This window comes from bacterium, from assembly GCA_004322275.1.
In the GTDB taxonomy this organism is placed as follows: Bacteria; Desulfobacterota; Deferrisomatia; order Deferrisomatales; family BM512; genus SCTA01.
On record SCTA01000008.1, the window covers coordinates 1 to 14173 of the forward strand.

Annotated in this window: 12 protein-coding genes; 11 read left to right on the plus strand and 1 reads right to left on the minus strand. The window is 56.3% G+C overall.

Translation table 11 applies throughout. The features are described 5' to 3' along the window. The coding region (locus EPN96_02895) for an IS1595 family transposase (protein ID TAL18078.1) at window positions 1-102 on the plus strand (102 nt) is incomplete at its 5' end. Window positions 103-464: 362 nt separating this feature from the next. After that, window positions 465-2018 (plus strand): tetratricopeptide repeat protein, encoded by a 1554-nt coding sequence (locus EPN96_02900; GenBank protein TAL18079.1) that lies wholly within the window; start codon window positions 465-467, stop codon window positions 2016-2018. Window positions 2019-2093: 75 nt separating this feature from the next. Here the strand turns inward: EPN96_02900 and EPN96_02905 are convergent, their stop codons facing one another. After that, entirely contained in the window at window positions 2094-4418 is a 2325-nt protein-coding gene (locus EPN96_02905) for an EAL domain-containing protein (GenBank protein ID TAL18080.1), read from the minus strand. A gap of 434 nt (window positions 4419-4852) precedes the next feature. On the opposite strand from EPN96_02905, the gene EPN96_02910 reads away from it, so the two are divergent. The 9 genes from EPN96_02910 (at window position 4853) to EPN96_02950 (ending at window position 14139) form a co-directional block, all read left to right on the plus strand. Further along, window positions 4853-6076 carry a hypothetical protein gene (locus EPN96_02910; protein TAL18081.1) on the plus strand — a complete coding sequence of 408 codons (1224 nt, stop codon included), beginning with the start codon at window positions 4853-4855 and terminating at the stop codon, window positions 6074-6076. A gap of 319 nt (window positions 6077-6395) precedes the next feature. Beyond that, window positions 6396-7442 (plus strand): hypothetical protein, encoded by a 1047-nt coding sequence (locus EPN96_02915; GenBank protein ID TAL18082.1) that lies wholly within the window; start codon window positions 6396-6398, stop codon window positions 7440-7442. Between the two features lie 9 nt (window positions 7443-7451). Then, window positions 7452-8504 (plus strand): DUF2334 domain-containing protein, encoded by a 1053-nt coding sequence (locus EPN96_02920; protein ID TAL18083.1) that lies wholly within the window; start codon window positions 7452-7454, stop codon window positions 8502-8504. A gap of 11 nt (window positions 8505-8515) precedes the next feature. Beyond that, complete coding sequence (locus tag EPN96_02925) at window positions 8516-9091, plus strand: peptidyl-prolyl cis-trans isomerase (protein ID TAL18084.1); 576 nt, start codon at window positions 8516-8518, stop codon at window positions 9089-9091. A gap of 227 nt (window positions 9092-9318) precedes the next feature. Continuing rightward, on the plus strand, window positions 9319-9591 hold the full coding sequence (locus EPN96_02930) for a DUF1844 domain-containing protein (GenBank protein TAL18116.1): 273 nt from the start codon (window positions 9319-9321) through the stop codon (window positions 9589-9591). After that, complete coding sequence (locus EPN96_02935; GenBank protein ID TAL18085.1) at window positions 9581-11401, plus strand: tetratricopeptide repeat protein; 1821 nt, start codon at window positions 9581-9583, stop codon at window positions 11399-11401. Before EPN96_02930 ends, EPN96_02935 begins: the two co-directional genes overlap by 11 nt. Window positions 11402-11413: 12 nt before the next feature. After that, window positions 11414-12388 carry a DUF4388 domain-containing protein gene (locus EPN96_02940; protein TAL18086.1) on the plus strand — a complete coding sequence of 325 codons (975 nt, stop codon included), beginning with the start codon at window positions 11414-11416 and terminating at the stop codon, window positions 12386-12388. 45 nt (window positions 12389-12433) lie between these two features. Beyond that, a complete protein-coding gene (locus tag EPN96_02945) occupies window positions 12434-13207 on the plus strand; it encodes a hypothetical protein (GenBank protein TAL18087.1) in 774 nt (257 codons plus the stop codon). Further along, window positions 13207-14139 (plus strand): hypothetical protein, encoded by a 933-nt coding sequence (locus EPN96_02950; GenBank protein ID TAL18088.1) that lies wholly within the window; start codon window positions 13207-13209, stop codon window positions 14137-14139. The genes EPN96_02945 and EPN96_02950 overlap by 1 nt, the downstream gene beginning before the upstream one ends. Window positions 14140-14173 lie beyond the last annotated feature (34 nt).

Sequence of the window (14173 nt, forward strand, 5' to 3'; positions counted from 1 at the left end):
TTTCACCTGTTTTTGAAGGAATGCGAATGGCGTTTCAATAACCCTGACCCAAAAGTTCAATTAGCTCAGGTAAAACAACTGGTTAGAGACTATTTAGGCTGATTATCTAGGACAGCCCCTTAAAAAAAGTGCCCAAAAAGTCGGCCCGGGAGGTTCCGCTCGCTCTACGAGCGACCGGTCGCTACGGCGGGGGCGTGAGGGGGCACCCGTTCGCTGCGCTCACTAAGACCCCCCCGCCGCCCTTCCGCCTCCGCTCCCTGCGTCACCTACGGGCCACGGGGAGGACGGAAGGATGGCTCGTCCAAAAACAAGTTAATGGAATGTTTTTGGACTCGAAGGCAAATTGTTTACAACTGTGGGTGCCGTAACAATCGTTCTGGCGCGGCTGCCCGGTCTTGCTGGCCCGAGCGGGTATTTTTTTATACAATGCACGGCTGTAATTAATGTCAGTGAAGGAGCCGCGCTTGCCGAAGTCTACGAAAGCCGCAGGATTTTTCGCCGGGTTTAAGACCGAGACGGGGAAGGCCGCGCTTCTTGCGCTGGCGCTTGCGGTGCTGACGGCAGTAATCTACGGTCAGACGGCGGAGTTTTCATTCATTTCGCTCGACGACATGAGCCATGTGTTCACCAACCCGCTTTTACAGGACGGCGTCACCTGGCAGGGGCTTAAAACCGCTTTCACCGATTACCGCAGCAATTTCTCCGCCCCTCTAACCATGGCGTCGTACATGGCGGATATTCAGGCCTGGGGGATGGATCCGGGTGCGATGCACCGCACCAACGCTTTTCTCTTCGGGCTGAACGCAATCGTACTCTTTCTCGCCCTCCGTTACGCCACCGGCTCTACCTGGAAGAGCTTTTTCGCCGCCGCGCTCTGGGCGGCGCACCCGCTTCGCGTGGAATCGATCGCGTGGATAACCGAGCGCAAGGATGTGCTGGCGGGGCTCTTTTTCATGCTGGCTCTGTGGTCGCACGCCGCCTTCGCAAAGACCGGCAAGCTGCGCTGGCAGGTTTCTACCTTTCTGGCGATGCTGCTCGGGGTGACGGCGAAGCCTGTCGCGGTGGTCATCCCCGCCGCGCTCCTTCTGCTGGATTTCTGGCCGCTGGGGAGGTTCTACGGGGAGGGCGACGGAATCTTCCTCCGGCGGGCCGGAAAACTGCTCCTTGAAAAGGCCCACCTCTTCGCCCTTTCAGCGGTCTTTGCCGGGCTCACCGTCTACGGCCAGACCGCGCAGTATTCCATCGAGTCCCAAAGGTCTCTTTCAAACGTTCTGGGAGCGTCGATCACCTATTGGAGGTATCTGGCGAGAACATTCCTGCCCGGAGAGATGGTGCTGGAGAACGCTCCTAAGTGGGCTCCGGATCAAATCGGTCTGGCCGCGCTGGCCCTAACGGGGCTTCTGGCGGTAAGCGTCGCGGCGTGGCTGCTCCGGAAGAAAAGCCCTGAGTTCTCCTTCGGCTGGTTCTGGTTTCTCGTGATCCTCACCCCCAACAGCGGCCTTATTTCCGTCGGCGTGCAGGGTTATTCCGACCGCTACTCCTACCTTCCGCACGTCGGCCTTTTTATCGGACTCGTTTGGGCCGCCGCCAGGCTTGGGAAACGGTATCTTCCCGATCCGCGCCTCGCCGCCCTCCCCGGAGCCCTCCTGCTGGCCCTTATGACGTATGCGAGCTGGAATCTCACCGGCTACTGGCAGGACACCCTCACTCTCTTTAGCCACGTAGACGAGGTGTACGAAGGCAAAAACGCGCTCGCCAAAAACAGCCTCGCGAGCGAATACGTCATCCGCAACGAACCGGAAAAGGCCCTTGCGTACTATCTGGAGGTCAGAAAGCTGAATCCCCACTACCCGTACCTGAAGTTCAACGTGGCGGTCGCGCTGCACAGGCTGGGAAGGGGGCAGGAAGCCCTAAGGGTGCTGGACACGGATTTGAGCACGAACGAAAGGGACAAACAGAGGGTGAACCTGCTGAGGGAAGAGATAATCAGGAGTATCGGAGAAGGGAAGAGAGGCTAATTGGAAAAATTAAGTATACTGAGTCATCCCCCCTCTCTTCAATAGATGCGTTACGCTACATCGCACCCTGCCCGGCTATACAAGATTGAGGCGGCGGTCTTCGCGGAGGAGTGTCTCCATCTCTTTCGTCGGCACGGGGCGGCTGAAGTAAGAGCCCTGTATCTCGTCGCAGTCCTGTTTGCGCATGAGATCAACCTGCTCCCTGGTTTCCACGCCTTCGGCGACGACTTTTAAATGCAGGCTATGGGACATGGCGATTATTGCCCTGGCTATCGCTTCGTTGTCGCGTTTGGTGGTTATGTCACGCATAAAGGACTGGTCTATTTTCAGCTTATCGAAGTGAAAACGCGACAGGTAACTTAGACTGGAGTAACCTGTGCCGAAATCGTCCATCGTAAGGCATACCCCCAGCCTTTTCAGCTCATCAAGTATTGCGGCGGCCTCGTCCGCGCCCCGCAGTACCATGCTCTCGGTTATTTCTATATCCAGGCAGCAAGGATCGAGACCGGTTTGCCGCAAAACGAGGTCTACCAGACCGGCGATGTTGATATGTCTCAATTGCCTGACCGAGAGGTTGACCGCGACGGGGATGGGCGGCAATCCTGCTTCCTGCCAGGCTTTGTTCTGAGCGCAGGCGGTCCTCAGCACCCATTCCCCTATGGGCTCGATCAGGCCGGTCTCCTCGGCAAGAGGAATAAAGTTTCCGGGAGATACAATGCCCAGCTCCGGGTTTCGCCAACGTACCAGGGCCTCCATGCCGGTTATTCTGCCGGTACCGAGATCGACCTTGGGTTGATAGAAAAGTATCAGCTCTTCACGTTCGAGAGCGCGACGCAAATGTTTTTCCATGGTCATGCGGGCAAAAGAAGTAACATTCATGTCTTCTGTGAAGAAACCGTAGGAATTGCGGCCCTGCTCTTTTGCCCTGTACATGGCCACGTCGGCGTTTTTTAGAAGCGTTTGCACGTCTTCGCCGTCTTTGGGAAAGATGCTGATGCCAACGCTGCAAGTGACAATGATCTCGTGCTCTTTTATCTTGATGGGCGCGGACACCTTTTCCAGTATCTTGGCCGCGATCTGCGGGATATGGGCGGTCACCTCATGCTGGGTGATGACCGCGACAAACTCGTCGCCTCCCTGACGGGCCACAGTGTCACCGGATCTGATGCAGCTCGTCAGGCGTTTGGCCACTTGTTGCAGGAGCAGGTCGCCGTGATCGTGGCCCAGGCTGTCGTTGATAATTTTGAAATTGTCGATATCGATGAAGAGTACGGCCACCTCCTGATGGTTTCGGTGCGAGACGAGAAGCGCCTGGCGGATACGGTCCGTGAGCAGGTTACGGTTGGGGAGATCGGTCAGTTCGTCGTGTGTTGACAGGTATTCCAGTTGCTCCTCGTATCGCTTGCGATCGGTTATGTCCTCCAGAGTCTCCATTACCGCTACCAATTCCCCTTCGGGGTTGCGTGCCGGAGCGGCTTTGAAATTGATGTAGCGCCTTCGCCCGTTGAGGTTCTCGAACCATTCCTCGGCCCGAAGACCGCCCGGTATGAAGCTGGATTTTTCGATGGAGCCGTATTGATGGTGCGAGGCCACAACGTCGCCGTCTGCGACCAAATCGGCCAGGACAGGCCTTTTTTGCACGTAAAATGCTTTCCACGGCTCATCAAGGCCCATCATCGCCTCCGCACGGACTCCGGTGAGCTCTTCACATGCCTTGTTCCATATAAGGATCTTGTGTTCCGGACTTATGACGAATAGGGGAACCTCGCTGGTCTGCAAAATATTTTCAAAGAACATCTTTTGTTCGGCCAAGAGCCTCTCTGCGGTTTTTCTCTCGGTGATGTCGTGTATTATGGCGATGAACATCGTCACCCCACCCTGGCTGAGCTTGCTTATCGAAACCTCGGTAAGGAAACATACTCCTCCCTTGCGGCAGCCGGTGGACTCCCTCCTCGTCGTGCCGCTTCTACCCGTCCCCTGCGCCAGAAAGGGGAAATCCCCGAAGCCGGGGATGATCCGGGTGATTTTCTGTCCCATCACTTCTCCCGGTGCGTAGCCGAACATTTTTTCGGCGGCAGAGTTCAGAGACTCGATGTTTCCCCGCTCGTCGAAATAAATCACCGCGTCTTCAATGTAACCCAGAGCGGCTTTGGTGCGGGCCACCTCCGTCAGGGCTTCGGTTCTTATCGGCATGACAATAAGGCGCCAGATGAAGGGAGCACTCAAAGTAGCCAGCAAGGCTGAATCGCCTAGACTCGACAGGTAAACGGAATCCTGCTCTACCAGGTGAGGGAGAAGCACCATTACGATTGACTCCGCCACCATTATTATCAAGAGCAGTTTGGTCAACAGCACCAACGGGTTAGGAGACCGTTGGTGAAGCACTGCATTTGTTTCCATAAAGAGCCTCCGGCCCTGACTTGTACCCCACGCATTCGGTCTCACCAACCATCAGTTAAACCATACCGCTAAATTCCGGCATGTCACGTTTCCCTTGATCGCCATGGGCGTTTGGAGTCAGCCAAGTCGCGTAGGATGAGCTTAAGCCCATCAACTCTACGTTTTTATTGATTAATTTGATGGGCTTAAGCCCATCCTATCAATCTGACCCAAAGTACATACCCTAGTTATTTTATTCTGAAGTGCTATTATTTATTTTGGCGGTAAAAGTAAGGTTGTAGAAGGCGGCTCAACTGTGAGGGCTCTGTTCGTGAAAGTCCCTATTGCAGAGGGCAGCTTACCATCTGAGCTATGGTGCCGCCTACCTTGCGGTGAAAAAGTGGGCGGTGCAATGTTGCTCCCTTGACGAAGGAGAAACAAAAGGAGGGGCGGATATGAGAAAAAAAATTAATATATTTGTGGCGTTATTTATTTGCATTATCTTATTAATGCTCCAAGGTTGCAACGAAAGGGTAAGCGTCCCTCCTTGGGAACAAGATAACAATCCTGAGGTAAAAATAACAGCAACACCACAAGTCGGTGGAAGTGGAATAGAATACTCATTAGTTCCTGACCAGTGCCCTAGTCCTTGCCGAGTCTATGTTCCCGTTGGAGCAGAGTTTGGCATCTCAGTGAATGCTTACAACCCCGGCGGAGTAAAGAGTTTATCAATATTGGCAACAAATGACGCCGATGGACAGATTCTCTATTCAGTTGAAGAAACATCCTCCCCAGATTCTAATAACAAAGTCCCAAAATCTCTTTTCATTATTGGCCATAATGGAGCGGGTGGTTTTGGCAACCAGAGAATACATTTTAAACTAGATAGCATGTCAAGTAATGTGACGGTAAAAGCGACTGCATTAAATTATAATGGCATGTCAACTACCATGATAGCTTACTATCGTCCTCTAGGGAGGATTAAGGCGACACTCGAGGTATCTAAGAAAATTATACAACCTGGCGAAGAAGTGAGGTTAACTTGGGATACTGAATATGCCCACTGGCCGATAGAGTTAGTAGATGCAACCCAAGGAATCTCGCTCAATCCGCCTAACGAATCACATTTTATGACTATCCATCCAAGCGCACCACAGACAAAATATGTTCTAAGGGCTAGTAATTTTATATATGAACATTGTGCCGCTGAGGATAAGATGACTTGTCCAGGTGCAGAACATATAGAGAAAAGTGTTGTTGTAGCTCAAGGAAGCCAACCACCGGATACCTCTCAAAACAATGAGCCGATACGTATTGAGCTCATAGGTCAACCCACGGCCCCTGGTATCAATATCCAAATTCGACCCTATAAAAGCGAACCATTCATGAGCACTGTCAAACTCCAGCAAATTGAGTTTCCGTTAGACAATATTAGTATCTTCTTGGTTGGAGGGATCAAGCTACCTAAGCTATACCAAACTACAAATGATTGCCTTGACCCTGCCAAGTACGTATATTTGCCTCCAGGCGGTCGCACGACACCGCAACAGATGAAGGAGGTCTATGGATCGGAAACACCAACGTTTTATTCTGGCAGTTATCTAATTGCCTGTGTTGAACCAAAAGATATAGACCAAAAAATTGATTCCGTGGGTGTGCTTATCACTCGTGCCCCTTGAAAATGGTTGGTAGATGTCGGTGCCGTGGTCGGATTGAGGAACGAAAATCCGACGCAACACATTGTATTTGTTGGATTTTCGCTATGCTCAATCCGGCCTGCAATTGTTATTGCCCTCGGCGGTTGGGACGGCCGTTTGAACAAGACCTCTCGCATAACGAAAAAAATCTGTTAAGTTATTCATAACGGAAGAGGTTTGACAGCGCCCGGCGGGCGTTTTCCCGAGGCCGGGACGGGGCCGGACCGGAAAATATTGACTTATCCGTCTTTTCGTGCATAATACGAAATCCTTTAAAGCGGCTGAAAGGCCCGGAGGTTTTTTGGATTCGAGGATAAGTGAAGGGGCAAAGAAGCCGGGCAGGTTAATGACCGCCCTTAGGCCCCTTGTGATAATTATCGGAATGGCGCTGGTCCTTTACATCGCCGCGCCCGAAAAAAGCATCCCGGTCGCCGAGCCGGAGGCGGCCGGAGTTCCCGTCGCAGCCGTAGTTTACGAGCCGCAAAGGGATTTTTTCGGTCTGCACCCCTCCGATCTCTGGACGCTCGACAAACTCGTCGCTTCCGTCTGGTCGAAGGTGGAGGACAAGAACGGCGTTCCGGGTTTCGCGCCCCTTTCGATTCCCAGGGGCATCGACGAACTCCCCGCCAAGAAGCGCAAATCTCTCTTCATCCAGTCCCTCATCCCCCACATCGTCGCCGCAAACGAGAAGATCTTCGAGCGCAGGCAAGGCCTGCTGGAGATACTTGGCCACCTCGAAAAGGGAAACGTGCTGGGCGAGGTGGAGAAGGTTTTTCTGGAGGAGAGCGCCAGATGCTACGAGATGGTCTCTTTCAGCGCCAGATGGCTTAAGAACGACCCGAAGAAGGTCATAAACGGCCTTTTGAAGAGGGTGGACGTTGTTCCCCCGAGTCTCGTCGTCGCCCAGGCCGCCAGCGAATCCGGCTGGGGGGGCTCGCGCTTCGCCATAGAGGGGAACAACCTCTTCGGCCAGTGGTCTTTTTCCCCGACCAAGGGAATCATCCCCGCCGGTCTCGACGCCGGAGCGAATATCTCTCTCGCAAAATACCCCTCCATAGCCAAGTCTCTGGATTCCTATCTCACGAACATAAACACCTTCACCGCCTACAACGATTTTCGGGAGATACGCCACAAGCTGCGGCAGAAGGGCGAAAAGCTCGACCCCGAGGCGCTGGCGCAGGGCCTTTTGAATTACAGCACCCGGCGCGAGGGGTACGTCTCGGACATACTGAAAATCATCCGCCAGAACGACCTTGCCCGCTACGACGATGCCTATCTGGTTCCCCTGCTGCCGCACAGCATCCCCGGCTCGGTGGCTGTCAGTGAGCACGGCTACCAGAATCTCTAAAGGTTCTTCTTGCGCGCCTTTGTAAGGGGTCTATCCTCCCTCATCCTCCTGTTTCTCTTCGCTTCCGGCGCTTTTGCGGGCGGGGACGTGCGCGTCCTCATTTATCACCGCGTCGGAGACAGCCGCTATCCCTCGACAAACGTCGCTACAGAGCTTTTCAAGACCCAGATGGAGTGGCTCCGGGAGGCGGGCTTCACCGTCATTCCCACCAAAAAGCTCGAAGGATTTTTGCTTCGGGGAGAAGATATCCCGGAAAAGAGCGTCGTAATCCATTTCGACGACGGCTACCGCTCCGTCTACCGCAACGCCTGGCCGGTGCTCAGGAAGATGGGTTATCCCTTCGCCGTGACCGTGCCGGTTTACCCCGTCGAGCGGGGGTGGAGCGACTACGCCACCTGGGGAATGCTCCGCGAGATGGCGAAGGACGGAGTGGAAATTGCCGCCCACGGCTCGGAGCACTCGCGCCTCGGCTCGCCGAAAAAGGGAGAGAGCGGGGACGGTTATCTGGCCAGAGTCCGCGACGAGGCCGAGGCTTCGATGAGGGTGCTGAAGCGGGAAGGATTCGATCCCGCCTGGATAGCCTACCCCTACGGCGAATTCAACGAGACGGTGACAAAAGCCGCGAAGAGCGCCGGGTACAGTTACGCCTTTACGCAGGACCCTGGCCCCGTCGCGCGGAACGTGGACAAATTCGAGATACCGCGCTTCGCGGTTGTCGGAGCGGTCTCCGATTTTGGCCTCTTCAAGGAGAGGATGGGGTACGAGCCCCTCGTACTCAAGAGTTTCGACCCCGTTCCGGGAACGGCCGCGGGCGGGAGGGTGAAAGGGTTTTCGGCGGCCGTCGAAAGCCCTGAAAAATACCTTCCCGGCGAAGTAAACGTCTTCCTCAGCGAGGCCGGAAGGCTGAAGGCTTCCTTCGACCCCTCCACGGGGATTGTAAAAGCCGAAGGAGCGGTATTGACGAAGCGGATAAACAGGTTGATTATTACCCTTAAATCGAGAACCTCGGGCCGTTACGCTTTCGCTTCCCGGCTGGTTCTCAACCCTGAAAAAAACGATTAAAGAGGTTGAAAATGAAGAGAATTCTGTCGGCGGTCCTTTTCTGTTTCCTTGTCTCCTCCGTTGTCTTCGCCGCGGAAGGCGCAAACCCGAAGGTAGCCCTCGATACCAGCCACGGCAAAATAGTCATCGAACTCTATCAGGACAAGGCTCCGGTCTCGGTGAAGAACTTCCTCGATTACGTCGATTCGGGTTTCTACGATTCCACCGTCTTTCACCGCGTCATCAAGGGCTTCATGATACAGGGCGGCGGGTTCACCGCCGATATCACCCCAAAGAGCGGCCAGAAGCCCGCGATAAAGAACGAAGCCGGTAACGGCCTTAAAAACCTGCGCGGAACCCTCGCGATGGCCCGCACCGGAGTCGTAGACAGCGCCACAAGCCAGTTTTTCATCAACTCCGTCGACAATGCGTTTCTTGACCACAAGAACGAGTCTGTGCAGGGCTTCGGCTACGCCGTCTTCGGGAAGGTAATCGAGGGGCTCGACGTGGTGGACAAGATTTCCAGCGTGCCGACGGCGACGGTCAAGGGGTTCAAGGATGTGCCGTCGCAGGAAGTGGTTATCAAGAAGGCAGAAAGGCTGAAATAGGACCGGCTTCCTCTTTCGGCGAAGGGCGGCGTTGCGCCGGATACGTTCCGGATTCAGTAAGGGCGCATACCCGGTAATCCGGCGGCCTTGTAAAGGCCCTTCCGGTGTGCTACCCTGACTGGGTGGTAAAATGCCGTAAAATCAGGAAATTCCGGCTTTTTTGAACGCTGGAGGGCAATGTGTCTCCGGACAACGACGCTTCTGACAGGGATACAAAAAAGGGTTCTTTGCCGCCGGCTGATTTCTCCGGTTTCATCGTCAGCCTCGCGCAGGCGGCCGCGATACACCTCGGAGAGGTTCCAGACCCCTCCACGGGCGTAAAATCGCGCAATATCGCCCAAGCCCGTTACTCCATAGACCTTCTGGACATGATCGCCGAAAAGACCCGCGGCAATCTCGACACGGAAGAGCAGATGCTCATCGAACGGCTCCGCAGCGATCTGAAGATCATGTTCGTGCGGGCTTCCAAAAGCCTGGCCGGGGTAAAAAGTGAGCCATAAGGCGGCCGGAGGAGCCAAAATCAACCGAATCCGGCTTAACTGGCTGAAACCGGCTTTGGTTATGGCGGCTCTTTTCCTCGGAGCAAACGCCCTTGCGCTGCCGGCGGAGTGGAAGAGACTCGCCGAGGACCCCGGCGACGAGGCGAAGCTCGCCCTGGCGATAAGCCACGAAAAGGTGAGGGGCGGCTTCTCCGACATGGTTCCCCTCGCCAACGCCTTTCTCGAAGAGGCGAAGTCCGCGCCGTCTCCGGAGATAGCGGCGAAGTATCTCAAGGGAGCCGTCCTTTGCGCCCCCTCGGAGCCTCTGGTTCACGCCGCCACCCTTAAAAACGCCGTCGCCCTTTCGGACTGGGATACCGCCTTTCGCTCCGGAAAGCACCTTTTCGACACCCTCTGGTCCGACCCCTGGTTTCTTATCGCCCTGCCGGTCCGTCTTTCTCTCGCCTTTTGCCTTGCGGGCACGATAGCGGCGGCAGGTTTTCTCATAACCCTTTTCCCCTACTATTTTTCGATATTTTTCCACGATTACAGAGATCTCTTCCCCGTGCGGTTCAGGCGGTACCTGCCTAACGCTTCCCTGGCCCTCGGGGTTTCCGTGGTGCTTGCGTTCGTGCCGGGGATACTGGCGCTCTTTTTGCTGGCGGCTTTCCTTATCGCCGTCTACCTGCCCAGAAAAATTCTAGTCCTCTTCACCGCGGTCCTTGTCGTTTCGGTCCTCTCCCTCTCCGTGCTGAATTACACCGCGCGCCTTACCGGAGCGCCCGGGGAGAGAAGCTTTCTGCTTTACAGGGTTTCCAAGGGGGATTTCGGGAGCGACCTCGAAAGAGAGGTGGCGGCCGCTTTCTCCGAGAACGAGTCCGAAAGGATGCTTTTGGATTCCATTCTCGCAAGAAGAAGGGGCGACCTGGATTCGGCGCTTCAAAGCGCGCGGTTCCTTTTGATTAAAGAGCCTGAAAACGACCTTGCCCTAATGTACGTCGGCAACATACTTCACAGGCAAAAAGACCCCGTCGGCGCAATAGGGGTCTACGAGGAGGCCGTAAAAGCCGCACCTGATAACTGGATGGCTTTCTACAACCTTTCGATGCTCTACACGCTGCGCCTGAATCTCGTCAACAGCCAGACGGCCATGCAGGCGGCGGAGGCTCTCGACGCCAGGGCCATGCAGAAGTATGAGATAAGCGCGCCGGTGATACCGGGAGAGATAAACCTGGCCGAGCCTCACCTGCCTGTCAGCCTCATCTACAGCCAGCTTTCCCGGCCGGTGGAGACCTCCGGCTGGCTTTCCGACGCCTGGCGTCTCTTCGGCGTCTCAAAGTTCAAATTCACACCCTATTATCTCGCCGGACTCATCCTTGTGGTGATGGGGCTCGCCTGGGGGGCGAATCGCAGCCGTCTTTCGGTGCGGTGCATAAGCTGCGGCTCGATAAAGTGCCAGAAATGCCACCCGCGCGGCAGGTCGCCGCTCCTTTGCGACGCCTGCTGGTCGCTTAAAAACGCTTCAAACATGGATGAGACGAACTTAAAGAGAAGACGCGAGGCCGTGCAGGCCTGGACCCGGAAGTTTTCGAGGTTCAGGAAGGCCGGTTCCATCCTTTTTCCGGGATTCAGCAGGTTCATCGCCGAAGGAGGAGGGGTTTTCAACGTTATCCTCGGCCTCGTCTGGGCGTTTTCCCTGGCCTGGTTCCTCTTCTCCCTGTTTGCCCCGCTTCCGGTTTATTTCTACGGCGCAGCCTCCTTCCCGTGGGGCGCTTTCGTCATACTGACGCTTTGCCACGTCATTTCCATCCGCACCGGCGAACGGCTCTAGAGGTAAAAAGCCATGTCCTTTGAAGGCTCACTGGAATCATTCGGAATAGGCGAGATATTCCAGCTCATAGCCAGTCAGGCCAAGACGGGCGTCCTGGAGATAACCACGGAAGAGGGTTCCGCGATAATCCGCTTCGTGCGCGGCCAGATCTTCGACGCAATCCCGCCGACCAAGGACCCAAACAGCGCCATCGGCGTGATGCTGGTGCGGGCGGATCTGATCACCAAAAAGCAGCTCGATTACGCGCTGGACCTCCAGCACAGGAATCTGAGGAGGCTCGGCGATACCCTCATCAGGATGGGAGCGATACGCACCAGCGAGTTTCAGGCGATGCTGGCCCTCCAGAGAAGGGAACTGGCCTTCGGTTTCCTTCGGCTCCGGCGCGGCCATTACAAGTTCACCCCCTCGGACGTGGATTACGAGGAGGGAGTCGATACCCTGATGAACGTCGACGCCGTCCTCATGGAGGGGTCAAGGCAGCTTGACGAGTGGCCTGCGGTACTGAAAAGAATTCCCTCCGACAAACTCGTCTTCAGGGTGGTCGAGGGGAAGACTCCTCCCGAAGGGTCGCCCGAGGAGGACGTAGAAGTCTTCCAACTCGTCAACGGCGAGCGCACGGTAAGAAAGATTATCGACGTAAGCAGGCTCGGGGAGTTCTCCGCCTGGGATTCCATGGCCAACCTCTATGACGGCGGTATCATAGAGGCGGTGCGCGAAACCCGCGCGGCCAAGCCGCAGGCGGAAAAAAAGCCCGTCAAGCTGCTCGAAGCCACCTTCGCGGATACCGCCCTCTCGGCCGTGGCGCTTTTCGCCACCCTCTTTTTTCTCGCCACCGCCATCTTCAGGGGAGGTCTCCTCAACCTCTCCATATTCTCCATACCTGTGGACGCGGCGAGGGAGTACCATTCGCTCGAAGCCAGAAGCCTCAACTGGAGCCAGAGAATGCCGGCGAAATATCCCCCGGCGAACGTTCCCGAGCGCAAGTAAAACCAGCTTGTCTGACGGCGCAGGGACGCAAGAACCCCACCGGACATGATAACCGTAGCCGAAAACCTCACAGTAACCGATCCCCGCGTGCAAAGGGGCGTCCTGGAAAGGGACGCCGGTCTCATAGCGGCCGTCGCCCGCGAATGCGCCGGGACCGACTTTCTGGACGTGAACCTGGGCCCCGGCTCGCGCGACTTTGCCGGGAAACTCGACTTCGTACTCTCGGCCCTTGAGGGTGTCTGGGAGGGCGGCATCTTTATCGATTCCACCGACGCGAAGCTCATGGAACTGGCAGCGAAGAGATGGGGCGGCCCGGTGGTGCTGAACGGCTACGCCGGAGGAGGCGGCAGGGAAGGGGTTCTTGAGGTATCCGCCCGGTACGGTCTGCCTCTGGTGATTTTCCTGATGGACAAAACCGTTCCCGCGAGCGTCGAAGAGAGGCTCGCCCTTCTGGCCGTCCTCGTCGGCAACTGCCAGAGCGCGGGGATACCCCTTGAGAGGATTATAGTGGACCCGGTGGTCGCCCCGATGGGGTGGATGGACGGTCAGGCCAGAAACGCCGGGCTCATCGAAGTCCTCCGGCAGATTCCGCAGCTTTTCGGCGAGCAATTGCAGAGCATCGTGGGCCTCTCGAACCTCGTCACGCGCTCCACGGGGGGAAAGAGGGTGGATTTCATGATGGAGGTCTTCCTGTCCATGACGGCGGGGGCGGGACTTACCCACGTAATGCTCGACGCCCGGAGCGAGAGTCTTCTTCGCACGGCAAAGGCCATTTCCGTTCTCAGGGGGGAGCGCGCCTTCGCTCCCGGAGAATTCTGATGGCCCTTTTTGCGTCGGTCGATCTCGGCTCAAACACCTTCCGCCTTCTGGTTGCCGAAACGGAATCCCCCTCCCGCCTGAGAACAGTTGAAATCAGGCAAAAGGTGGTGAGACTCGCCGAAGGGCTGGCGAAAAGCGGGATTCTTTCGGAGGAGGCGCTTTACCGCGCGCGGGAATGCCTGAAAGAGTTTTCCGGCTTTCTCGACGGCCTGGGAGTAAAAAACCGCGTGGCCGCTCTTGCCGCCTCCGGGAGAAGGGCGGCGAACGGCGAAGAATTCCGCGCCGAAGCCGAAAGGATTCTCGGCGGAAGGGTGATAATTCCGGCTGGAAGGGAGGAGGCTCTGCTCTCCTTCAGGGGCGCCCTTTCGCTCTGCCCGGATTTGGGAGAGGAAATTCTCTTTCTGGACATCGGGGGCGGCTCCACCGAAATAGTGCGGGGAAAGAAGGGGGAGCAGCCCCTTGCCGAGAGCGTCCCGGTAGGCATCGTAGGCTTCTGGGAGGAGCTCGGCCTCCCGGAGACGCTGAAATCCGAAGACAGGAAAAAACTCCTGGAGGCTGCGCGTCTCACGGCCTCCGGTTTTCCGCCGGGGGAGGTTTTCGGCGTGGATTTTCGCCGGGGAAAGCTCGTCGCCAACGCCGGCACCCCCATGACGCTGGCTGCCCTCTTCGCGGGCGCCGATATATCCAAAGCCGGAGCTCTCAGCGGCGCCGAAATCCCGCTCGCCTTTGTTTCCGCTACCCTCGTTTCCCTTTCAGGGATGAGAAGCGAGGAGCGAAGGGCGCTAAGGGAGATGGAGCCGGGCAGGGAAGACCTTGTCCTGGGCGGTATCGCCCTCCTTATCGCACTTATGGAGCGCTACGGAGCGGAGTCTTTTGTCGCGAGCGACGGGGGGCTGGCGGAGGGGTTGCTTCTAAATGCTTTTGCGGAGTAAAACTGTTTGGGTCCGGCTTCCTCTTTCGGCGAAG

What these genes read in the sequence shown, in the direction of transcription:
- EPN96_02925 (TAL18084.1), top strand. Translation starts at nt 8,516, where the DNA reads ATGAAGAGAATTCTGTCGGCGGTCCTTTTCTGTTTCCTTGTCTCCTCC.
- EPN96_02905 (TAL18080.1), bottom strand. Translation starts at nt 4,418, where the DNA reads ATGGAAACAAATGCAGTGCTTCACCAACGGTCTCCTAACCCGTTGGTG.
- EPN96_02910 (TAL18081.1), top strand. Translation starts at nt 4,853, where the DNA reads ATGAGAAAAAAAATTAATATATTTGTGGCGTTATTTATTTGCATTATC.
- EPN96_02945 (TAL18087.1), top strand. Translation starts at nt 12,434, where the DNA reads ATGATAACCGTAGCCGAAAACCTCACAGTAACCGATCCCCGCGTGCAA.
- EPN96_02940 (TAL18086.1), top strand. Translation starts at nt 11,414, where the DNA reads ATGTCCTTTGAAGGCTCACTGGAATCATTCGGAATAGGCGAGATATTC.
- EPN96_02950 (TAL18088.1), top strand. Translation starts at nt 13,207, where the DNA reads ATGGCCCTTTTTGCGTCGGTCGATCTCGGCTCAAACACCTTCCGCCTT.